At 38.8% G+C, this 23131-nt stretch carries 23 protein-coding genes; 5 read left to right on the top strand and 18 right to left on the bottom strand.

Annotated elements, in window-relative coordinates; translation table 11 throughout:
- Nucleotides 1–3: 3 nt before the first annotated feature.
- The 3 genes from IRQ78_RS04355 to IRQ78_RS04345 form a co-directional block, all read right to left on the bottom strand.
- Nucleotides 4–399: a response regulator gene (locus IRQ78_RS04355; RefSeq protein ID WP_194441462.1), complete on the bottom strand. Its 396-nt coding sequence runs from the start codon at nucleotides 397–399 to the stop codon at nucleotides 4–6.
- A 698-nt stretch (nucleotides 400–1097) separates the two neighbouring features.
- Nucleotides 1098–1604 (bottom strand): hypothetical protein, encoded by a 507-nt coding sequence (locus IRQ78_RS04350; protein WP_228482521.1) that lies wholly within the window; start codon nucleotides 1602–1604, stop codon nucleotides 1098–1100.
- A 174-nt stretch (nucleotides 1605–1778) separates the two neighbouring features.
- Nucleotides 1779–1940, bottom strand: coding sequence for a hypothetical protein (locus tag IRQ78_RS04345; protein ID WP_194441461.1), 162 nt, complete (start codon nucleotides 1938–1940; stop codon nucleotides 1779–1781).
- Nucleotides 1941–2308: 368 nt separating this feature from the next.
- On the opposite strand from IRQ78_RS04345, the gene IRQ78_RS04340 reads away from it, so the two are divergent.
- Nucleotides 2309–3136, top strand: coding sequence for a hypothetical protein (locus IRQ78_RS04340; protein ID WP_194441460.1), 828 nt, complete (start codon nucleotides 2309–2311; stop codon nucleotides 3134–3136).
- Between the two features lie 391 nt (nucleotides 3137–3527).
- Here IRQ78_RS04340 and IRQ78_RS04335 read toward each other — a convergent pair whose 3' ends face one another.
- The gene (locus IRQ78_RS04335) at nucleotides 3528–3899 is read right to left on the bottom strand and encodes a hypothetical protein (RefSeq protein ID WP_194441459.1); all 372 of its coding nucleotides are present in this window, start codon (nucleotides 3897–3899) and stop codon (nucleotides 3528–3530) included.
- A gap of 59 nt (nucleotides 3900–3958) precedes the next feature.
- Nucleotides 3959–5536 (bottom strand): ATP-binding cassette domain-containing protein, encoded by a 1578-nt coding sequence (locus tag IRQ78_RS04330; RefSeq protein ID WP_194441458.1) that lies wholly within the window; start codon nucleotides 5534–5536, stop codon nucleotides 3959–3961.
- A gap of 245 nt (nucleotides 5537–5781) precedes the next feature.
- Between IRQ78_RS04330 and IRQ78_RS04325 the strand changes: the two genes are divergently transcribed.
- A complete protein-coding gene (locus IRQ78_RS04325; RefSeq protein ID WP_228482519.1) occupies nucleotides 5782–6489 on the top strand; it encodes a metallophosphoesterase in 708 nt (235 codons plus the stop codon).
- Here IRQ78_RS04325 and IRQ78_RS04320 read toward each other — a convergent pair.
- From IRQ78_RS04320 to IRQ78_RS04300, 5 genes are all read right to left on the bottom strand, one after another.
- A complete protein-coding gene (locus tag IRQ78_RS04320) occupies nucleotides 6481–6852 on the bottom strand; it encodes a hypothetical protein (RefSeq protein WP_187489592.1) in 372 nt (123 codons plus the stop codon). The two genes, IRQ78_RS04325 and IRQ78_RS04320, sit on opposite strands and share 9 nt — an antisense overlap.
- Nucleotides 6853–7048: 196 nt before the next feature.
- The gene (gene miaE, locus IRQ78_RS04315; RefSeq protein WP_054553873.1) at nucleotides 7049–7621 is read right to left on the bottom strand and encodes a tRNA-(ms[2]io[6]A)-hydroxylase; all 573 of its coding nucleotides are present in this window, start codon (nucleotides 7619–7621) and stop codon (nucleotides 7049–7051) included.
- A 45-nt stretch (nucleotides 7622–7666) separates the two neighbouring features.
- Nucleotides 7667–8299 (bottom strand): sulfotransferase, encoded by a 633-nt coding sequence (locus IRQ78_RS04310; protein ID WP_194441457.1) that lies wholly within the window; start codon nucleotides 8297–8299, stop codon nucleotides 7667–7669.
- Nucleotides 8296–9201: a substrate-binding periplasmic protein gene (locus IRQ78_RS04305; protein WP_194441456.1), complete on the bottom strand. Its 906-nt coding sequence runs from the start codon at nucleotides 9199–9201 to the stop codon at nucleotides 8296–8298. Before IRQ78_RS04305 ends, IRQ78_RS04310 begins: the two co-directional genes overlap by 4 nt.
- 1 nt (nucleotide 9202) lies before the next feature.
- The gene (locus tag IRQ78_RS04300; protein WP_166340113.1) at nucleotides 9203–9577 is read right to left on the bottom strand and encodes an MAPEG family protein; all 375 of its coding nucleotides are present in this window, start codon (nucleotides 9575–9577) and stop codon (nucleotides 9203–9205) included.
- Nucleotides 9578–9696: 119 nt separating this feature from the next.
- On the opposite strand from IRQ78_RS04300, the gene IRQ78_RS04295 reads away from it, so the two are divergent.
- On the top strand, nucleotides 9697–11049 hold the full coding sequence (locus IRQ78_RS04295; protein ID WP_194441455.1) for a DUF2254 domain-containing protein: 1353 nt from the start codon (nucleotides 9697–9699) through the stop codon (nucleotides 11047–11049).
- Between the two features lie 6 nt (nucleotides 11050–11055).
- Here the strand turns inward: IRQ78_RS04295 and IRQ78_RS04290 are convergent, their stop codons facing one another.
- From IRQ78_RS04290 to ggt, 3 genes are all read right to left on the bottom strand, one after another.
- Nucleotides 11056–11772 carry an SIMPL domain-containing protein gene (locus IRQ78_RS04290; RefSeq protein ID WP_194441454.1) on the bottom strand — a complete coding sequence of 239 codons (717 nt, stop codon included), beginning with the start codon at nucleotides 11770–11772 and terminating at the stop codon, nucleotides 11056–11058.
- 133 nt (nucleotides 11773–11905) lie between these two features.
- Nucleotides 11906–13600: an NAD-dependent malic enzyme gene (locus IRQ78_RS04285; protein WP_054553942.1), complete on the bottom strand. Its 1695-nt coding sequence runs from the start codon at nucleotides 13598–13600 to the stop codon at nucleotides 11906–11908.
- A 174-nt stretch (nucleotides 13601–13774) separates the two neighbouring features.
- A complete protein-coding gene (gene ggt / locus IRQ78_RS04280; RefSeq protein WP_194441453.1) occupies nucleotides 13775–15532 on the bottom strand; it encodes a gamma-glutamyltransferase in 1758 nt (585 codons plus the stop codon).
- An 85-nt stretch (nucleotides 15533–15617) separates the two neighbouring features.
- On the opposite strand from ggt, the gene rrtA reads away from it, so the two are divergent.
- Both rrtA and IRQ78_RS04270 read left to right on the top strand, forming a co-directional pair.
- Entirely contained in the window at nucleotides 15618–16202 is a 585-nt protein-coding gene (gene rrtA / locus IRQ78_RS04275; RefSeq protein ID WP_194441452.1) for a rhombosortase, read from the top strand.
- Between the two features lie 51 nt (nucleotides 16203–16253).
- The gene (locus tag IRQ78_RS04270) at nucleotides 16254–16847 is read left to right on the top strand and encodes a hypothetical protein (protein WP_194441451.1); all 594 of its coding nucleotides are present in this window, start codon (nucleotides 16254–16256) and stop codon (nucleotides 16845–16847) included.
- Nucleotides 16848–16920: 73 nt separating this feature from the next.
- Here the strand turns inward: IRQ78_RS04270 and IRQ78_RS04265 are convergent, their stop codons facing one another.
- The 5 genes from IRQ78_RS04265 to IRQ78_RS04245 all read right to left on the bottom strand — a co-directional run bounded on the left by IRQ78_RS04265 (nucleotide 16921) and on the right by IRQ78_RS04245 (nucleotide 23131).
- A complete protein-coding gene (locus tag IRQ78_RS04265; protein ID WP_194441450.1) occupies nucleotides 16921–19413 on the bottom strand; it encodes a prolyl oligopeptidase family serine peptidase in 2493 nt (830 codons plus the stop codon).
- Between the two features lie 105 nt (nucleotides 19414–19518).
- On the bottom strand, nucleotides 19519–20643 hold the full coding sequence (locus tag IRQ78_RS04260) for an endonuclease/exonuclease/phosphatase family protein (protein ID WP_407681612.1): 1125 nt from the start codon (nucleotides 20641–20643) through the stop codon (nucleotides 19519–19521).
- 35 nt (nucleotides 20644–20678) lie between these two features.
- Nucleotides 20679–21611: a YeiH family protein gene (locus IRQ78_RS04255; protein WP_194441448.1), complete on the bottom strand. Its 933-nt coding sequence runs from the start codon at nucleotides 21609–21611 to the stop codon at nucleotides 20679–20681.
- Nucleotides 21608–21796 carry a DUF2798 domain-containing protein gene (locus IRQ78_RS04250; RefSeq protein WP_228482543.1) on the bottom strand — a complete coding sequence of 63 codons (189 nt, stop codon included), beginning with the start codon at nucleotides 21794–21796 and terminating at the stop codon, nucleotides 21608–21610. The genes IRQ78_RS04255 and IRQ78_RS04250 overlap by 4 nt, the downstream gene beginning before the upstream one ends.
- Nucleotides 21797–21982: 186 nt before the next feature.
- Nucleotides 21983–23131, bottom strand: a complete 1149-nt coding sequence (locus tag IRQ78_RS04245; protein ID WP_194441447.1) for a 5-(carboxyamino)imidazole ribonucleotide synthase — start codon at nucleotides 23129–23131, stop codon at nucleotides 21983–21985.

Here is a 23131-nt window from a genome sequence, read left to right as displayed (position 1 = left end):
TACTTAATTTGTTATGGTTTCCATCAATTCTAGACGTTTCATAACTGAGTCGACTTTTTTTGCGTTGAATGGTTTAGCGATAAAACCTTTAGCACCTAATTCCCAGGTGTTTTGCACATTCTCAAGACTATTATGACCAGAGCACATAACAACGTGCGTATGAGGATGGTGGTCATTTAAGTATTCAAGAATTTGTGTACCGTCAGTGTTAGGTAGTTCAATATCAAGAAAGATTACGTTAGGCGACTTTTCTTCAATTACGGTTTTAGCTGATTCAAAATCTCGACTTTCTAAAATATCGTCAAAACCAAGACCAGTTAAAATTTGATTTAGATAGTCGCGGATATCTTGCATATCATCGATTATCAGAATAGGTTCTAACGGCTTCACAAATTCCATATCGTTTACATCTTATCGTTACATCTCAAGTTGATAGTTTTAATATAAGTCATGAGATAACTAAGCTCAAGAAACAAGCACTAATAAAATGAATAATATGATAAAACACCACCTTAATGTCCGATACCGTCTAGTATTGGACTTAATATGCGCAGAGAATAGGTATAGCTATGTATAGATACTTAACTTCCTATAATTTATATTATGTTAAATAAAGTGTTTATCTTTATAATCAGGTTCATTGGTCGTTAGATTTTAAGGTTTTTTAGCCCCTTTTTTGCTTAATTTGGGTTTTCACGGTTTTATAGCTTTTTATGCAGTTCTCATTTTTACTTTGTAAGTTTTCACCAAACTTACTTCATTTCAATAAGACTACAACTGTGAATTTTACGAACCTAGATTTGAAGTGCCTTTCTTGTATGGCTTCCAAAAATTTTGTTTTCACTGCCTGTAACCGATATGGCTTTAAGTTCATTAACTATGATTTATTTCTACAACAAACTGTTCGTAATTACGAAAGCCACATAGATGCCCTTCAAGCTCAAATTAGATAGCTGTACGATTTGGTTTAAGTAAGCTAGACGCTGAATATCATTGGTAATGACTTAATCAAGATTAGTGTTCAACTCCTCTGTAAGAAATTACTATTTCTGAATGTAAAAATGATTTATTAATTTTAGACTTTTATGAATTGCCTGTTACTTTAATACGTAGCCAACTACGTACCAGCCAATTGGCCAAAACGCCAACAAACTATATGTGATTAGGTTTGCATTCCTTACTTTAATCTTAATGTCATTTTTACTAAGCCCTGTATCTGCAAGAATTTTCTTCGAAACTAAAAATTCAGACCACCATGATACAAAATAAAAAGGAATAAGTAGGAATAACCCCGCAAACAAAATCATCCAATGTAAGTCAGATTCATAAGGGATTAACCAAGGTGCTTGCCACGTTACTGCTAACATTTTGCCGACAAATGTATCTACGCCATACGCTCCGCCACCACCTGTCAGCATTTGTATTAAAACAAGAATAACCCAAGTTAAAGGAACCCCAACAATTGTAGATACTAAGTTTGAAACAAATGCCGTTTTTACCGATAGTACTTTGGTTAAATCTAGGCTCTTTCGAAGATATATTGCTTCAATAGCAATTATTGGTAACAAATAGATCGAATACACAGGCACTGCAAGCATAATCATAGGTAGTCCAGCGTTAGCTGAAGCACCAAAAGAGATAATAGCGAGGGGCAATAAAAAGAGAAAAATTATGAATTTATTCAAAACTATCCTTAGTGTAATGTTTTTCCTTATAATTAAATCTCAATTTAACTTAATGTTATTTCTAAATCAAAGTCTACTCAAACTATCTGTTTATTAACTTTTATCATGTAGTTTCATTAAATCTTCACCGTGTTTTTCAATTACACGCTTTATCCAAGTGATGTCTGTTTTCACTGCTGCAACGGTGGCGAACGCGCCACCAATTTGCACAATGACAATGAAAAATAAGTTTATTGAGTTTGCATCGACTGTCATGCCCTACCCCTAGTTAACAAATCAACTAAACCGATAGAAAACTAGTAGAAATTATGTATCGCAGCTACATTCCACTTACTGGCCCGTGGTCAGAATGTAGAATATCAAGGTAGGTACAAGGGAAGGTCAAACCGTCTGAAGTACAACCTATTTAGCGTTACAATGGGTCAGTTAAAAAATCAGATCAAATGTACCGTAATCTTAAAATGCAGACTTCTACACAAGATAAATATTTAGTTGATCTTCAAAGCTAATTACTAGATATTATTGGGGAAATATCTGAGCGAACAGGAAGTTAAATCGCACACTAAATTATACCAATAACTGACAAATTTACAGGTCTTAACTCAATAACAATAGGTTTCACGATGAAATCATATTTCTTAATATTTATATATTTTATTAGGTTCATCTTAAGCACTCTTTATGGTTCATTTATTTTATCTATAACACTTTATTTATTTGCTGATTATTTTTTCGAAATTCGTGTATATAGCTTTACTGAATTATTGAACTGGTACATAGAACAATCTGAACAAACTAAGAATACAATTTTAGGCTCTCTTATTACCATCTTAGGTTTTTTAATAGCTTATGCTAGTGCTATGTCAAATTCTAAAGCTCAATTAACTGAGGGTTTAAAACAACAAGTATTATTAGAAATAAATCAGATGTTTATCGAAAGCTCTAAAGCAGCAGTCGAGTGTGAAATTTATGCAAATGCTCTAGTTAAATGTACTTCTGAACTCCAAAGTGGTATCAGCATTGAAAAGCAAAATTTTTTAATGAATTATTATTATGATCAAGCAGCAAATTTTATTTCTAATAAAGATAAGTTAAGGCGCTTTTCTGTAGATGTTCATGATCTTATGCGCAGGCATGCACTACTAATTTTGTCAGTGCCTTTTGCTAAAAGTTACCTAGATAATTCTATTAACGCTTTAAATCAAATTGTGAATAATATATATTTCAATATCCCACTAAGATATTCTCAAACAGATTTAAAACTCTCCTTTTTTTTAGAGCAGACTGAAAATGATAAATATCAAAAATTTTCACAAATAGTTCGCCTTAATGATGACATAATGAACAAAAATATAGGTGCTCTTAATGGTGCGTTCGGTTCAAAACTTATAGGTTTAAATTTCTGGTCTATCTACAATTTTTATAAAATTAATAAAGATAGCAACAATTAGTCATAACCGAAATATATTTTTCCAAATTACTAGATGAGCTTTCGTTTTCAAGTTATGAGAATAATTACGGAACAAGCCTTTTACTAAAGCTTGTTACAATTGCAAAAGAGCTGTGTGACTTTCACTTTCCTTTGCAAACCAGAATAAAAAGTTAATAAATAAATAATGATACCAGGCATTCCACCTGAAATAACACTAAAGAATGATCGTTAAAAAATATATGATTGTTCGTCTCTTTGGCTTATTTTTAGTTTCTCATGTGTGAATCTTCATAAAACTATAACAAGAAAGGGCTTTCGCCCCTTCTTGTTATTATTTTTAATATAAATTATACGCAAGGCTTTAGGAGAACATTTAAAACAATCCAGAGCTGATAACTTTTTCACTTCTCTCAATCAAACACCCTAGCAACACCCAGCGCTATTTCATGCAATACAACAAAACCCGCGCCAAATAAAATAGCCCATACCAGGATGATGATAAAATCGAGGGTTGAGGTAGATGATGAAACAGCGACTTCTTGGTAATTTGTAAGCCAAGGATAAAAACCAAAGCAGTAAAGAATAACAATTGGGGCAGAAAACAGTATTAAACGCAGTTTTCGCTGTTTAAAGAATGGCATAAATGAACTGCCTAGCATTATTAATAACGGCACGAACACGTAGATCACTGAAGTAAAATCATTCAGTGTCATGCCTAAACCAATAGTTACAATCAGCAAGAATAAAGCAGTAAAAATGCGGTAAGCGGCTGTAAAATTCATAGTCATTCCTTGTAAGGCACCTACAACCACCCTAGCACGCTTATTTATAAATGGCTATTTTATAAACCAATTTGCCTAGTGAAGCCGATGCTTTCTACAAAATATTTATCATGGCTTACAAGTATAAAGCCGCCTTTATAACCCTGTAATGACTGAGCCAAGATCTGTTTTGATTCAAGGTCGAGATGATTATCGGGCTCATCGAGTAACAAAAATGCGGTGCTTTCACTATTACTGACAATACACATGGCGAGCTTCATTTTCTCGCCACCACTCAAAAGTGCGGCATATTTAAAAACAGCGTCTTTTCTAAAGCCGATACTAGCAAGTAGAGTACGCGCGGTGATCTCATCTAGGTTTTTACAGTAAGTCATCACATTTTCAAGCAGGGTTAGCTCGTTGTTTATTAATGTAAAATGTTGGTCTAAATAATAGAGTGCTTGATTGCAATGTAACTGCCCTGCTTTTACTGGTATGTCGTAGTTCAGGGTTTTAAGTAAGGTTGATTTACCAGTGCCATTCGCGCCTGCTAAATGAATTTTATCATCACTGAACACCTGAAAATTAAGTGCCTTTTGTGTGCCGTGTGCTAATACCACATCCTCCAGGCTAAGTACTTTTTGGTGCTTAGCATCATCTGACTGCGCTAAATAAAATTGCTGCGCTTTAGTTTGTTCAAGCTGGCTAGAAAGTTGTTGCTTATTGCGAATGAATTCACCTTCTCGCTTAGCGGCATTTTTATTTTGTGATGATAAATTAGCGCTGGCTTTATCTTTTTTAGCATCCATCAGCACTTTAGGCTGGCTGCCTGATTTTCTTAGCGCTGCGCCCTGTCCTGCACGTTGTTGTGCTTTTTGCTTTTGTAGTTGCTCTGCTGCCTTGAGCTTAGTTTGCTGTTTAACAACGTGGTTTAATTTATTTTCAAGGGCAGCAACTTGCTGCTGTTTTTGTATTTGGTACTCAGAAAAACGCATACCATATTGTGTTAAGCCAAGGGTTGTTAGCTCCCAAACTTCATTGGCTTGTTCTAATAATTCTTGGTCGTGACTTATTAGTAATAATTGCCCTTTAAAGTTGTGTATTTGCTTTATAAGCCAGATTTTACCTTTTGCATCTAGGTGGTTTGATGGCTCATCCAGTATTAAAATGTCGGGCTTTATGCAGGTAAATAGTACCCAAAGTTTTAATTGACTAAGTTGACCGCCACTTAAATGTTTGCTTAATGAGTAAGGGGTTTTGTTGTTTATGCCAAGCCTGACAAGTTCTGTATTAAAGCGCTCTGCTAAGTCCCAATTGCCTTCAAGTAAAGATAAATTTTGTTCTGTAACTTGCCCTTGGTTTATTGCATCAAGGGCTTTAAACACAGGCTCTAGCCCAATAGCCTCTGCAATTGTTTTGTTATCAGCCTGATTTACATCGTTCATTTGTCGGTAAACGCCAAGGGTTGAATTACAAACAACCGTACCAGAGCTAGGCTCTTTTTGCTTAGCAAGTATTGACGCTAATATAGATTTACCGCAGCCGTTCCTGCCGACTAACGCGGTGACTTTAGCAGTAAGTGAAAATGAAAGGTCGTTAAATACAACATCGCCATTGCCATGTTGGTAACATAAATTAAAAGCTTGAAGTTGTGGCATAGTGCCTCCTGTATTACAGGGGCATAAGCGCTTGATCACACGAAAAGTAATATTATAAAAGTGATAGTGAGCAACGCCTACTAACCCTGTTGGTCCAAAAAGATAAAAATGAAATTGGATAACAGGTTTAGTTGTTCATGTTGGCGGTAACTCCTAAAAAGTGAGGCTAGATAATAACCACCCAGTGCTCAAATAGCAACGAGTTATGATAGTCTTAAATTATTAGCTGCTTAAAGGAATGTATTTTGAATTTAGTTAAAAGCCCTCTTGCCTCGCAAAACCCCATTCAAGTTAAGATGGAAATTAATGAAAGTAAACGTGTATTTGTTATTGGCGATTTAGATGCAGATTTAACTAAATTTGAACAGGCGCTTTGCTCTGTTAATTTTAATCCAAGCGAAGATATTTTGTTTTCACTGGGTGATGTGATTGATCGGGGGGAGCACAGCATTGCGTTACTTGCGCGTTTTAAAGAGCTTGGTGTACATATGTGCCTTGGTAACCACGAGCATATGTTGCTTGAGTCTTTACTTGCAGGCGATAAAAGTTACTACCGTTTATGGGTTGAGAATGGCGGCCGTTGGCATTTAGATGCAACCGATGAAGAGCTCGCATTTGTCTGTAAGCAGCTACTTCAATGCCCGCTTTCTTACTATGTTGAATACGGCAAAGTTAAAGTTGGTTTATCACATACAACACATGCGGATTGGGATTGGCAAAATCCTACTCAAGATATACAACAAGCGATTGGCACTTTGCTTTGGGATAGGAGCTTAACCAAAGCGAAAAAACCTTTAATAAACCCTAGTATCGACTTTTCAGTGCATGGTCATAACACAACCAAAAAGCCCTATTGGCTTGGCAATAGTTACCACCTTGATACTAATTACCTCAGCGGTAAGCCCACCATTGTTGAGCTTAGCACGCTGATCAAGCAGTTTTCCTCAATGTAAACTTGCCAGTCGTTCGACCGTTTTCTCTTCAAGGTATTTTTTGTAAGTTAGCCTAGCGTGCCACAACTGCTCATCTGTTTCTTGAATGTAGATGATTGGGCCAGCAGTTTTACTTGCCAGGCTAGTTAGTTTACTGTATTCACGCGTATCAATTTTGCCATCGCTAAAGTAGCTTTGTGCGGTATGTAGAAATTCATCGTCTTTATAAATATCACTATGCCAAATAAGCGAGCGATACATACTAGCAGTTATTTCGGTTGGCTTATCATTTGAACGAAAGAGCTTCACTTCGGTATAAATAGAATTACCGGTGAATACAATCCCTATTAACGACAACGTCGTAAGAGTCATCATCCATTTCATGCTCTATTCCTCTCAGTTAGGTACTAATTTAACTATAGGAGAGAAAGATGAATGTATGCTGTTTATTTAATCAATTAGAATTAGCGTAACTATTTGCAGGATACTTAATTATTGTTTTTAGTCCCTAATTTACTGCTTTGGGGTTTGAACATAAATTTGTGTATTAGGCTAAAAGGCCTAATACACAAGCATCAAGTTAATGAAGCGCTGCTGTAAATGGAATATTTTTACAGATTTCGGCTTCTGCGATAAGGATTTCTTCAAGGCGTGTATCAACCTCTTGCTTATCGAAATACTCGTAAGCAAGTTCAACGAATAAGTTTTTATGTTTTTCTTCTGATTTTGCAATCGCGACATAAAACTCTTTTTCTTTGCCTGCAGGTAAAGCTTCTGCAACAAGCGAAAAGCGCTCGTGTCCGCGTGCTTCAATAACGCCTGCTACTAATAAACGGTCCATTAAAAATTCATCACGACCATTTCTAAATACCGCACGAATTTGTTTGATGTAAGGATCTTTTTGGTCATTGCCAAGTGATACATCACGTTCCATTAATAGCTTTAAAACTTGTTTAAAGTGGATCATTTCTTCCAGTGCTAAGTCTGTCATGGCTCTAACAAGCTTACGACGATCTGGGTAATGAGAAAGCATAGACATAGCCATGCCTGATGCTTTTTTCTCTGCTGCAGCATGATCTTGTAAAAAGGTATCGAAGTCAGCTAAGACACCTTCTGTCCATTCAAATGGCGTGTGGTATTTCAATTCAAACATGATGAGGAACAACTAAACTTATGATTGCGGCGATTTTAACGTATTTTACGTGTGATTATAACCAAGAGATTTATCAATTTTACCACTTCGGGTAGATGATACTTTATCTGGGTGTTTTATGTCATTCCACGCTGTGACTTTGCCACCCATATTCAGCTGTTTAAAGCTAATTGGCTGCTGAGTGTTTAAAAACTGCTGAAGTAATTGCGGGCTGTTTGAGTCTGCTACATCCAGTGTTAATAATTGCTGTTCACGCCCTTTAAAGTAGTCTGCCACTTGCTGTTGGTGACGCTGATAACACGCTGTTAAGTATTCATCAGATTCTAACTCTGCCAAGCTATACTGACCAAACACATCAAAATAACAGCGCTTTAAATGGCTATTAAAACCACCATCAGGGCGCATTAAATTAGTGTGCATGCGTGCTAATAACTGCCTTATAGATGGCAACCATTTAGTTAAATCGCGCTCGAGGTTGATAAAACGGCTATTTGCAAAGTGTTCATCAAGCAAGGCGTATTCACTAAAAACTGGAGTATCAGCAATAACATCTGCACTTGTAATGGCTTGTTGGGTATAGGCTGTGTGGGCGGTTTTATAACCGAGTTGTAAAAAGCTGTTACAGATACTAGTTGTGCCGGTTCGTGGTAAACCGATTATAAAAATTTTAGAGCTCATGGCACCTGATCAAATGCTAACCACAGCGATTTGTCGTTGACTGGGGTTAACCTTGGTAAATCATAATTGTGCAATTCTATAACAATTTTGTCGTGTAGGTGGGCGTTTTTTATAAAGTTTCCGTTGTACTTAAAAAATAACTCGTCAAATTCACCACTTTGCTGCATAACCTTAATCCCCTGAGACACGGCTTTAGCAATATTAGTATTATGTTTATTAAAAAAGAAATAGATTGGGCTTTTGTATTTGAGCATTAGATGCGGCAGAACGACCAACCGCATTTCTTCTTTAAAATACGCAAGTTCATCTTGGATCTCTAATACTGAACGAGGAAATAAATCCCCCCTTCCTCTATCTAACATTACAAACAATGATTCAAAGTCCATTGCCGTTGCCACTGTTAAACCGTTACTTGTTAGAATTCGTGTATCTGGCCAATCTGTACCCTGAACTAAGTTAATCGATTTTAAATCATCAAGAGATTTTAGCTGTTTCAACCTCGGTAACTTATCTTCTGTAGTAAACATTAATCGCCAACCAAACAAGCCTTTAAATATAGGAACTCGTAGAGGGAGCAAAGTGTCTTCACGCTCTTGGTTTGTCATGCTCCAAGTAACATTGATAGATCCAGTCGTTTCAATTTCTTTTAAAACACGATTTTGGCTTAATAATTCAGGTGCGGGTGATAAGGTAAACTTATAACCACTTCTTTTTAAAGCTGTACGAAGAAGTATTAAAGGATAAAGTACTTCTTCGTCTAAGCTATCCATTGTTTTAGGATAAACAACATGCAAAGTGGTTGGTGGTGTTACGCGATTTTTCTTGGCATTAATTGTTTTTACATTGGCAAATAAACAAGTTGAAAATAAGAACAACAAACATGGAAAAACAATTTTTAGCATATCAGAAAACCTGTGTAACTAATAACATCACAGCGCTAATCAAAATAGTAATGAAAGTAAGCATCATACCTAATACACGTAATTTCATCAGATTATCAGCAAGTGCGTAACTATGACAAAAACGACCAGCAACCAGCATTGCACCTAAAATATAGCAATAATGGCTTGGGAGGCCTTGGTACTCTAATAAAAATAGCAGGATCAACGAAAAAGGCACATATTCAATGAAATTTGCATGAGTTCGTATAGCTGCTTGTAGGCTTTTGTCTCCCCCGTCACCAAGTGAAATGCGTTTTGCTCTACGTAGTTTGATCACGCGAAAGCTAAGTTGAATGTATAAAATGGCCAAGATGGCAGCAAATGTTGAAACAATCACAGTTTTTCCAATTTTTATTTAAAGTTAGACGCTTAGCATAATTTATTGCTAGGCTGTTAAGTAAGTAGTTAGGTTAGCTCAGTATGATATTTAATGTCTAACAGTTCTTAAGGAAGTGCATGTTTACGCCAAGAAAAATCGCCGATAACTACCGTGAAATGATCAGTAGTATCGGATTTTACCCATCAATGCTCTCTGTGGTGTTTTTAGTTTTTGGATTAATTACTACTGCGGTCGAGTACTCGTCATTATCAATGGAATTTAAAAAGCTGATTGGTGTGTTATTGGTCGATAGCGAAGAGAATGCCCGTACCATCCTCAGCACACTTGCCGGCAGCATTATCTCATTAACGGTTTTTAGTTTTTCTATGGTTATGGTGGTGCTTAATAGTGCCAGTGCCAGTCTTTCGCCGCGTGTGTTGCCGGGCCTTATTACCCGTAAGTCGCACCAATTAGTACTGGGGTTTTATCTTGGTAGTATTATCTACACCATATTAATGCTGATAAACATACGCACCATTGGTGATGGAGATATGGGTATTCCATCGCTTGGTATCTTCTTTTCATTGGTGTTTGGTTTAATTTCGCTTGGTTTTTTTGTGTTTTTTATTCACTCAATTTCAAAAGCAATTCAAGTCGATAATGTACTAAACGACTTATTTAAAAATACCAAAGGCGAGCTTAAATGCATAATTGACATGCAACAACAAAATCCTGTTGAGCATTTTCCTGAGTTTGATGACTGGCATAGTGTCAAAAGTAAAACAGAAGGTTACTTTAAAGGGGCACATAGCGATAAGTTGTGTGCATTATGCCAACAGCACGGTATTAAAATTTATATTTCGGTTAAACAAGGCTTCTTTACAGTAAAGGGATACCCGTTTTTAAAGTGTGATACTGACTTATCTGACAAACCTGAACTGGTAGAGCAATTACTAGACTGCTTTATCTTTTATATCGAAGAATATATTAGTGACCATTACCGCTACGGTATGACACAAATTTCAGAAATCGCTGTTAAAGCTATGAGCCCGGGTATTAACGATCCCGGTACTGCGGTAAAAGCCATAGATATGTTGAGTATATTACTGATATTGCGCTTAGATATTTACGATGTGAACTACTCGCTTAAACGTTGTGAGAACAATCAACCGCACCTGTTTATTCACGAAACCTCATTCGATGAGCTGCTGCATGATAACTTCACGCCAATTCGTAACTATGCAAAAAATGACGCTTATGTCATGGTCAACGTGCTTGAGGCATTTAAAAACATATTATTTAGAGCATCTGATAACGATAAAGCAACTGATAGCCTATTTGTTTATTTAGGGGCAATTATTGAAGATATAGATAAGCATATTAGTAATGAATACGACCGTGAGCAAATCACTAATATGCTAAAAGCGATTGCTCGTATTTCAGAGCAACAAGGTGAAAAATTGCTGGCAAGGTTTGCCAGCAATCAATAAGTTAACTTAGTTTTCGATTAAATAAACCGCATAGCTGCTTGCGGTAATCGTAAGCTCACCACCATTGTATGCATCAGGTACATAGTTATCTGGTGCAGCTTCTGCCATAACCATTTTGCTGGCACGCATATAAGGTTGGCTACCTGTATCAAGTGGGCTACTTGAAGCTGTATAAAGACCTTTAAGCTCTACCCCATAGTCATTGGCAAATTCTTTCGCCGCAGCACGGGCATCTTTAATGGCTAGCTTTTGCGCTTGCTTTTGTAGCTCTTCGTACTTGCTTGATACAAATTGCGTTTGATTAATTTCATTAATGCCCGAATTCACTAGTTGCTGAAGCATAATTGGGTATTTTTTTATATCACTTAAAGTTACAGACAGGCTACGCGTTACTCTATAACCTACAAACTCTTGCTTACCCGTTTCACGGTTATATTCTGTTTGGCGATTAATCGAGATATTAGACGCATAAATGCCCTTTTCTTCTACGCCTTGGTTTTTAGCGAGCTTAATCGCTTTCGCCATGGTTGCATCGGCTTTGTTTTTCGCAGCAATTAAATCTTTATCTACTTCAACAATACCTACCGTTAGTTTAACGTTATCAGGGGTCGCTTTAACCGTTGCATTACCTTGTATATAAATATGTGGCGCATCAGGTGTTGCTTGTGCTAACACATTAAAACTAAGTGCTGCCGCCATAGCGGTAAAAACTAACTTACGCATAATACTGTTCCTTAATTTAAAACTCCGTTCATTATCACCTTAAAGGGTTAATTGAATATGAACAAGCCATTTTACAGATATAAAAAAACAGGCATAAAAAGCCTGTTTTTTCATTCACTAAAAGCGTTATAGCTTAGATACTACGGCGCTTGTAGTTGCGATATTCTGGAAGCCAGTAGTTTTTCTCGATTGCTGCCCATAGCGCTTCATCGCTCAGCTCAAGTGCCACACCTTCTTCCATCGCTTTTTTCGCAACCGCAAATGCAATACGTTTACTTAACGCTTGGATTTCAGTCAGTGCAGGTAATAAGCTGCCTTTACCAGTGTTTGCACGTGGTGAAGACTCAGCAAGTGTTTCACTTGATACAATTAGCATTGCATCAGTGATGCGTGTTGCTTTAGCAGCGATAACGCCTAAACCAATACCCGGGAAAATATAACTGTTGTTACATTGTGGGATTGGGAATGTTTGGCCGTTATACTCAACCGGATCAAATGGGCTACCAGAAGCAACAATCGCTTGACCGTTTGTCCATTCGATTACATCAGAAGGAAGCGCTTCAACTTGCTTAGACGGATTACTTAACGGGAAGATAATCGGTTGTGGGCAAGATGCGTGCATTGCACGAATAACCTGTTCAGTGAATAAACCTGGCTGGCCAGATACACCAATCAGGATGTCTGGTTGCGCACAGTGCATTACATCTAATAGTGATGCGTACTCACCGCTGTAAGTCCACTCACTTAAGCCATCTTTAGATTGGCAAAGTGCTTGTTGGAAATCACGTAAACCTTCCATACCTTCAGTAAGTAGACCAAAGCGGTCAACCATGAAAATTTGCGAACGCGCTTGCTCATCGCTAATACCTTCAGCAACCATAGTACTAATGATTTGCTCAGCAATACCACAGCCTGCAGAGCCTGCACCAACAAACACCACTTTTTGCTCAGAAAGCTTCGCGCCTTTAACACGACATGCAGCAAGTAAAGAACCTACAGTTACCGCAGCAGTACCTTGAATGTCATCGTTAAAGCTACAGATTTCATCACGGTAGCGTTTTAGTAATGGCATGGCATTTGGTTGTGCAAAGTCTTCAAACTGAAGTAAAACACTTGGCCAACGACGTTTAACGGCTTTGATAAATAGATCTAAAAATTCGTCATATTCTTCTTGCGAAATACGCTTATGGCGAGCACCCATGTACATAGGGTCGTTAAGTAGTTTTTCGTTATTCGTACCAACATCAAGCATCACTGGTAACGTATATGCAGGGCTAATACCACCACACGCTGTATAAAGTGATAACTTACCAATTGGAATACCCATACCACCAATACCTTGGTCACCTAGACCAAGAATACGCTCGCCGTCAGTCACAACGATTACTTTTACTTTGCCTTTAGTGGCATTACGTAAAATATCATCAATTTGGAAACGATCTTCATAAGAAATAAATAGACCACGGGCACTGCGGTAAATGTCTGAGAACTTTTCACAAGCGTCACCTACCGTTGGCGTGTAGATAATAGGCATCATTTCTTCAAGATGATCACGCACTAAACGGTAGTAAAGTGTTTCGTTGTTATCTTGAATAGCACGTAGGTAGATGTGCTTATTTAAATTATCGCTAAAGCTTGAATACTGCTGGTAACAACGCTCAACTTGTTCTTCGATCGTTTCATAACGCGGTGGCAGTAATCCGGCTAAGTTGAAATTTTCCCTTTCTTTTTGTGAAAAAGCACTGCCTTTATTTAATAGTGGCGTTTCAATCAGACCTGGGCCTGAATAAGGAATATAAAGATAATTTGGATCGGTATTTGTAGTCATATTTCCAAGCTTTGATGCGTCATAATTATGACCTGACATTATTACTCTTGAAGGCGAAATTGCAATGACAATTCACCTTGTCAGACCATTGAAGAAAATGAATTTTATGCTCTAAATAGCATAGCAGATAGTATACATGAAAACTCAGCAGCTTTAAGGCTGCTGAGCTTGTTTTTAGTGGCTTTTATCACTTAAAGCGATGCCTTCGCGGCGCGGATCGGCTGCGCCATAAAGTTTACCGTTTTTAACTTCAACAGCATGTAAACCAGAGTTTAAATCTAGGATACGAACTGTGTGTCCGCGGTTAACAAAATCAGCTTCAGCGTTGGCAAGCTCAGTGCCCTTTTCGAGGCTTGTGTAATTATTACGATTAGTAATGCGCGGTAAGTTAATGGCTGTTTGCGCATCTAGGTTCCAATCAAGCACTCCTACAACCACTTGAGCTACATAATCAATAATACGGCTACCACCCGGCGAACCAACCACTAAACGTAAGCTGCCGTCTTTGTTAAACACCATGACTGGCGACATGGAACTACGCGGACGTTTACCTGCTTCAACACGATTAGCCAATGGCTTACCATCTTTAGTTGGCGATAAAGCAAAGTCGGTTAGTTGATTGTTTAAAATATACCCGTTCACCATTACTGTTGAACCAAACGCCATTTCGATAGAACTTGTCATCGACACAGCGTTACCTTGGCTATCGACAATCGAAACATGGGTCGTTGATGGCAGCTCGTATGCATCATCTTGCGCGTATGCAACTGAGTTTGGCGGTGTGCCTGCTTCTGCGTGAGTATCTTTTTCAGAAATAAGTTTTGCGCGACCAGCAATGTAGTTTTTATCGAGTAATCCTTGTGTCGGGATTGTCATAAAATCTGGGTCGCCCATATACACGTTGCGATCAGCAAACGCTAAACGTGATGCTTGGGTAAAGTAATGTAGAGCTTGAACAGAGTTTGGTTTAAGTTTAGCCATATCTTTATGTTCAAGTAAGGCTAAAATCTGTAACACAGCTACACCACCGCTACTAGGTGGTGCCATTGAGCACACTTCGTACTGGCGATAATCAACACACACAGGTGCGCGCTCTTTGCTTTTGTAATTGGCTAAGTCTTCAACCGTCAATGTACCCGGTGCGACTGCTGAGTTTTGCACTGCATGCACAAGCTCTTTAGCGTTTTCACCTTTGTAAAATGCATCAATGCCCTGTTTCGCTATATCTTTATAAAGCGCGGCAAGTTCAGGATTCTTTTTCACGGCACCTACAGCAAGCGGTTTACCATCAGGGAAGAAGTAGTCACGAATAACAGGTAGCTTAGTAACCCCTGGGTTTAACTCTTTAGCCAATAATTGATGTAAACGTGGCGACACAATAAAGCCTTTATCAGCCAATTCAATGGCAGGGGCAAACAAGGTTTGCCACTCTAACTTACCGTAACGCTTATGGGCTGTGGCAAAGGCATCTAAAATACCCGGTACACCAACAGAACGACCACCTACAACGGCTTCAATCCATTTTACGGCTTTACCGTGCTTATCTAAAAACAACGTTTCGTCAGCATTGCTTGGAGCCGTTTCACGGCCATCAAAGCTAGTTAGGCTCTTTGTTTTGTTGTCGAAGTACATCATAAATGTACCCCCACCAATCCCCGACGATTGCGGTTCTACCAGTGTCAGTACTAATTGCGTTGCAATAGCAGCGTCAACCGCTGAGCCGCCTAGTTCAAGCATTTTTTGCCCGGCTTTTACTGCATAAGGGTTTGCTGCAGCGACCATGTATTTATCGCCTTCAACAACTTGTTTATGAGCAAATCCCGTTGCAGCTTCAGGTTCGCGAGTTTCAACTTTTGCAGGGGCTGCGAAAATAGCAGTTGAATAAATTAATGAGGTGGACAGAGCTAACAGCGCTTTGGTTTTGAATAACATAAATAAACTTAATCCCGTAGTGTATTTGGCATCTTAAAATTAAACGTGCACAATAGGCGACAATCTCAGATACACCAAAAATAACATGATAAACCTGCCCCTGAAACTAGAATATATTCTGCCGCCACTGTGTTTAGTACTACTTAGTTCCTTGTTTGCACTTTTCAACTTAAATGAATATCTTGAATTTAACCGTGAGTTAGTTGCAAATGGTGAATTTTGGCGCATTTTCACTAGCCAATTTGTGCATGCTAATTGGCCACATTTAGGCTTAAATTGCGCCGGAATTTTATTAATTTGGGCTCTACACGCTGAGCATACAAGCCCTGCTCGCTATGCGTTTAATATTGCCATTCTTGCATTATGGTGTGGCTTAGGTGTGTGGCTATTTTGCTCAGATATCCAAATTTACACCGGATTAAGTGCCCTGTTGCACGGTGTGATCATTTGGGGTGCAGTTAAAGATGTACAAGCAGGCATGCTATCAGGCTGGTTATTGTTCGCAGGTACTTGGGCTAAAGTGATTTGGGAGCAAATAGCAGGCCCAAGTGAATCGGTGAGTCAGCTAATCGCCTCTAATGTTGCCATTGACGCCCACTTTATCGGCGCAGTTGGCGGCACACTGCTGGCTTTGCCTATCTTCATTAAAATAATAAAAAATCGCGAGTAACCTTACTGGCTCTTTACAACTGCTCTTTGTTAACTAGAAAAGGAATTTTAGATGAATGAAAATAAAGGAGATATTTACCTTCGCATTATCCTATTTTGCCTTTACGGGCCTCTATTGGCTGGGCTATTTGGCCAATTGGTAAACTTAAAATTTGTTTCACCAACGTTTATGGCAAGCCTTGATAATATCTATTACACCATAGTATTTTGCTCACTTTGTATTGGGTTTTGTCTATTGTTAGCAAAATACAGAATCGTTAAAGAATCGTTTAAAAATAAAATTATTGCTCATTTGACCCTTATTCTTAGTATTTTGTATTCATGCTTAATGTTCTTTGGTATTGGTTTACTTATATTATTCAACAACATGTTTAACTCAAATACTGATTACGTTCACCAAGAGCAGGCATTTGAATATCGCACCTTTTATGTCTACACATCAGGCCCTGGAGCTTTTGGAACTGCTCACCATTATGTGTATTTAAAGTGCCCTGCTTCGTTTAACCGCTATGAATTGGAGTTAATAGCTAATCTATCATGGATGAAAGACTATAAAATGAGTTTAGAGGGTGATAATTTAATTTTTGAAAACGACTCAGAAGAAGGTAAGACAGTACTCGATGTGAGTGAATTTTACTGCAAATAACCCTTTATAGATAAATTCGATTACAAATAAAAACAGCCACTTAAAGTGGCTGTTTTTAATTTACGCTATTGAATTAAAGCGTTTCTTTAAATAGCTTATAAATACGACGGTATTCATCTAACCAGCTTGATGGTTGTACAAAACCATGCGGCTCAACTGGGAAGATCGCTGTTTCAAAGTTTTCTTTTTCAAGCTCAATTAAGCGTTGTACTAAGCGAACTGAGTCTTGGAAGAATACATTGTCATCAACCATAGGCGCATTAATTAATAAACGACTCTTAAGCCCTTCAGCAAAGTAAATTGGTGAGCTCTTTTCATAGGCAATTGGGTCAACATCTGGGTGGTTTAAGATGTTAGACGTATAAGGACCATTGTAGTGAGCCCAATCAGTTACCGGGCGAAGTGCAGCACCTGCTTTGAATAAATCAGGTTGCGTGAATAGCGCCATAAACGTCATGAAACCACCATAAGAACCACCATAAGTGCCTACAGCTTGTGTATCAACGTTTGCGTTGTCTGCCATCCAGCTTACGCCGTCTGCTAAATCTTGGATCTCAGGTGTACCCATTTGACGATAAATAGCTGTACGCCAATCACGGCCATAACCTTTCGATGCACGGTAGTCCATGTCCATTACTACATAGCCTTCTGAAGCCAGTAGTGAGTGGAACATAAACTCGCGAAAGTAACCAGACCAACCCATGTGTGAGTTTTGTAGGTAACCAGCACCGTGGTTAAAGATAACCGCTTTACGGTTTTTACCTGTTTCACCTTCTTTATAATCAGCTGGGTAATATACTTTTGCGTAAATTGGCTGATCAGTGTGGCTTGAAGGCACAGCAACAATCTTAGGTGCGATCAGTTTCTTGGCTAAAAACTCATCAGAAACCGTGTGCGTTAACTGCGTCGCTTGAGTATTTGCTTTTGCATCAGCAACATAAAGCTCAGGCGGCGACATAATTTTTGAGTGAGTTAGCAATAGTTTGCTTTCATCTGGGCTTAACTGGTAATCAGTCATACCATCAAGGTTGGTTACTTGCTCAGATTCACCGTTTGCAGGGTTTACACGATAGATTTCGTAAAGACCTGGGTGCTCAACGTTCGCTTTGTAGTAAATCGCTGAGTTATCAGCTGTTAACGTTAAGTTAGAAACAACAAATTGGCCATTAGTTAGCTGCGTTGCTTTACCATTAAGTGGCTTTTTATAAATGTGGCTGTAACCAGACTCTTCAGATAAGTAGTAAAGCGTGTCTGAGTTGTTCAACCAACCAAAATCGTTATATGCATAGTTAACCCATGCATCGTCGTGTAAGCGGTGCTGCGAAACAAGTTTATTGTTTTGTGTATCAACAGTCGCTAACCAACGGTCTTTGTTGTCCCATGCTTCAAGCATTAGTGCCACTTGTGAACCATCTGTGTTCCATTGGATTGCACTTTGGTCCCAACCCCAATCCATCATTAAATTGATGGCACGTGGTGCTTTTTCAGACTTATAAGTTTTGCCATCACGGGCGTAGTTTTCTTTCTTAACAGCTGCAAGTACGTCTTCATCAAAACCAGGTAAGGTATCGAATGCAAGCGTTGTTTGCTCGCCTGATTTAAGGTCGATGTAAACAACGTCTGAGCTGATTGGTTTTTCATCAGCAACACGACGGCGTACTTTTTCTGCTTTTACGCGTGCATCATCGGCAATGTAATTAGGCATGATATCGCCTTCATCGCGCCATGAACGGCTTTCTGTGGTTACTGCAACAAGTGCTTGGCCATTTGGTGAAAGCTGTACATCTGCTAAACGCTTACCTTTACCTAAATAAAATTGTGCATTAGCAATGCTGTCGTTTTGCTCGTTGATTTGTGCTTTACGCTCTTCACGATCTTTTTTGTTTTTGTGCGTAAGCGCAATGTAATCAATTAGTTTGTGCTGCTCTTTTGCGATGTAAGTGTCTGGCTCTTGTACACCTTTAGGTGCATCGTCTAGGTGTAAGTTAACTAATTCAACTTGACGACCCGTTGCTAAATCAACTTTATAAAATGCATTACCTTGGCGATATGCAAGGCTACCATCAGTTAAAAACTGTGGTTTTGATTGCTGTGCGCTATCGTGAGTGATTTGTGTAATTTGCCCAGTGCTTAGGTTTTTAACGAAGATATTACCTTCAAATGCATAAGCCTGTTGCTTCTTATCTGCAGAATAAACGGCATTTTTAGCGCCTACAGTGTGTAGTTTGTTTAACGCTAATTGTGATGCAGATTGGCTATTTACCGCTTGAACGTATAAATCGCGTAACTCATTACCTTGTTGCTTTTGTGCATAAACGATGCTGTCAGAATCACCATTCCAGAAAGCACGCTCAGGCTGACGGCCTAACCAATCAGGGTGAGCCATTGCTTGCTCTAACGTGATTTCAGCTGAACCTGTATCAGCAGGAGTAGCAACTACTGGTGCTACATTGGTAACTTGTTCTTCAGAAGGCGTTGAGGCGGTTGATTGACAACCTGCTAGCATGAAGCTAGATGCGACTGCGAGAGCCACTAACGTTTTATTAGCAGTGGTTTTGAATTTCATAGTGCTTCTTACGGGTTATTATAATTCGCCCTATTTAAGCAGAAGCACTGATGAAATAGCAATTTTTATAGGATAAACAGCCAAACTTTTCCGTTTAATAACAGCTTATTTTAAGCTGATATCAAGCCATACCATACGGTGATCAGATGATGCGTTACGATCTTTAATTAAACGGAACAGTTCAGAGTTTTTCTGTGGCCAAAAAACGCCACCACCGTTTATTTCAATACCATAATTTGAAGGTAAAACGTAATCAGCACGAGCCTGCCAATAAGCGGTATAGTTTTTAGCGTAATCTTCTTTATACGATTCTTTTGCACCTTTGCTTGTTGGCGTAAAAGAGGTATTCACTAATGGATTTTTTAAAATTTGGTCTGTTGTATTCGGGCGTGCCTTACCTCCTTCTGGCGCAGCATTTAAGTCACCAACAATAACAAAACGGCTTTTCGCTTTTAAGCCACCTTTTTGACCTTTATCATCGTAAATGTAGTTAGCATTGTTGATGTAATCTGCAACTAGGCGTACTTCATCGTGGTTACGCTTACCGTTACGGTCTTCGTCACCATCAAAAACAGGCGGCGTTGGGTGCGATGCAAGCAAGTGAAACGTTTTACCTTTTACATCTATTGGTAAATCCCAAAAAGACTTAGAACTTAGGTGAATTGCTTGCCACTCTTCAGCTGAATACCAGTTTTTACCTGTTTTAGGGTCGGTAGGCATTTGTGCATTTGGCATATCTTTGTATTTGAATGTTTGTAATGTACGCGCTTTATCTAAATCGATTGGGTAGCGCGACAATACTGCCATTGCATAATGCCCCTCAAAGAAACCAAAGCCGTGTGCGTCGCCTTTGTAATGCCCCTTTACACCATCGTTATCTAGGTCGAACTCAGTAGGTAAACCAGTGTTAACAGGTGCAATAAAGTAATACGGGTAATCGATGGCAACTTGCTTATTTTGCGATACTTGCAGGTAGTTTTTACGAAATACGTTAATGCCTTTGTCGGCATCAATATAATCAAACTCATTGAGTAAAATTACATCAGGTCTTACGCGCTGAATAATTTCGGCAATGTTACGAATTTGCTGGTGGTTACTGGCTAATGCTTTACTTAGAGCATCTTTATCTATTGCTTCGCCTTTTTTAGCATAGTTAGTGGCATCCATACTCACATTAAAGGTAGCAACACGTAAATCAGCCGCCGATATATTGTTAGCAAAAAGGCCCATGGCCAGTGCTATTGAAGAAGTTAATAAAGCGTTTTTCATGAAATAAATCCGTCTACTATAAGTAGTAAAATAATACTGCTGACAATGATCCATAAGATCATCGCCATGATAAAAGGTTTAATGCCCGCTTGTTTTAAGACTGAAATAGATAAACCACTACCAATCAAAAATAAGGTCATTACTAACACTTGTTTAGCACCAACATTAAGTGCATGCCACAATGCTTGATATTCAGGAAAGCTTGAATTAATCAGTGCCGCCGCTAAAAAGCCAAATATAAACAATGGGATACTGGCTTTTTCGTCTGATTTCCAAAACACACCCGCAATGCTTGTATAAGGGATTATCCACATCGCTCTAGTTAGTTTAATGGTTGTGGCAATAGCAAGTGCTGATGCCCCATACGCAGCGGAAGCCCCCACTACACTACTGGTGTCGTGAATAGCAAGTGCAGCCCAAACACCGAATTGTTGCTCAGTCAGGCCAAAGTAATGACCAATCATTGGGAATAACACTAAGCCAAGGGCGTTTAATAAAAACACCACAGCGAGTGATATAGCTACTTCGTGATCTTTGGCCTTTATAACCGGCGCCATTGCTGCAATGGCGCTACCACCACAAATGGCGGTACCAAAAGAAATAAGTACACCGGTGTTTTTATTTAACTTAAATAACTGAGATAAAATTTCACCAAGGCCAATAATAGCGGTAATACTAACAATAGTAAGCACAATAGAGCTGCGACCTACTTCTATAACTTGATTAAAATCAACAGCAAAGCCTAAGCCAATCACCGCCAACTTTAGCATCCATTTACTTATTTTTTGTGACTGCAATGCAAATGGGTTGCCTAATATCATGGCAAATAAAGCACCGACGACAAGTGCCGTAGCAGAGCCAACAAATGGTAATGCTGATACTAAAAATAGTGCAATAAATAGAAACTGCTTTGGGCGTTCGGCTATCACAACGGTGCTCTGATAAGTTTATTGGTTAGCTTATGCACCACAGGTGCAACAAATATAACAGTAGGAAACGCCACACAAAATGCAAAAGCCCATGCTTTAAGCCAAATGGTTGCAATGTTATCGATTAAACCAACGTTAAAAATGCTGATCACTAAAGACATAAATCCAGACATAAACAGCGCCATAAAGAACGCAAATACGACTGTTCTTAATCGAGGATGTAACATAACGAACTAATATTAATATAAAAATATTAGTCTATAGCAAGATGACCCTGACGCAAGTGCTTTGAGACAAGAGGAACAAAATTAGCGAAGTTTGCGGGTAATTAAAAAGCCGAGATAAACTCGGCTTTTAAGAATTTAAACTGATTAGTTTAAAATAAGTTGAGTGCTGGTATCAGCTACTCCTGGGTAGTCTTGCTCAGGCAAGATTTCGGCCAGTGCCGCTAAACGTTCACCTAATTGGTGAAGGTTATCAGCTGATACATTGATATGACCCATCTTACGACCTGGTTTAGCCGTTTTACCATACCAGTGACTTGTAACGTCTTGCGTTGCCAGTACTGAGTGTGGGATTGAAGGCTGACCAAGTACGTTGATCATAGCAGTAGGACGAAGGCACGCTGTACTACCTAATGGTAAACCTGCAACAGCGCGCATGTGGTTTTCGAACTGTGAGCAATGTGTACCCTGCTGTGTCCAGTGACCTGAGTTATGAACGCGTGGCGCAATTTCGTTAACTAATAACGTACCTTGTACGTCAAAAAACTCAATTGCTAATACACCTACATAATCAAGTTCTTGCGCAAGCTTGTTAAAAGCAAGCTCTGCTTGTTCTTGAATTGCTGCTTTTTCTTTACCCGCAACTGAAAGCGTAAGTACACCATTGGTGTGTTGGTTTTCAGTCAATGGATAAATAACGGTGTTACCCGCTTTGTCGCGTGCACCAATGATAGATACTTCACGGTCAAATGGGATCATCTTTTCAGCGATAATAGAATGCGGCGCACTTTCAGTGCCTGATGCAATGAAATCTGCCATTTCTGACCAGATTTGGTCAATTTGATCATCAGACTTTAAGCGCCACTGACCTTTACCATCGTAACCTGCTTGGCAAGTTTTGATCACAAGCGGCTTGCCTAAACGCTCTACGGCAGCAACAAGGTGCGCTTTTTCTGTAATTAGCTGGTAAGGCGCGCATTCAACATCTGTTTTATCAAGTAATGCTTTTTCAAGTGCGCGATCGCCACCTGTTTTAATTGCCGCTTTACCCGGATAAAACTTATTGCTTTGACAACATAATGTAAGTACATCATCAGGAATGTGTTCAAACTCTGCTGTAATTGCGTCTGCTTTATCAATAGCTTGTTGTAATGTGCTGTTATGAACTTCACCAGTTAATGGATGAATGATTTTTTCACTACCCACATCGTAGGCAACAACATTTAAATCAAGCGGTGCACCCGCTAAGCTCATCATGCGAGCTAACTGACCTGCACCTAAAATTAGAATATTCAT

This window comes from Pseudoalteromonas simplex, assembly GCF_015278155.1.
GTDB lineage: Bacteria > Pseudomonadota > Gammaproteobacteria > Enterobacterales > Alteromonadaceae > Pseudoalteromonas > Pseudoalteromonas simplex.
The sequence above is the reverse complement of the archived record's forward strand: the minus strand, read 5'-3'. Positions and strand labels throughout refer to the sequence as shown.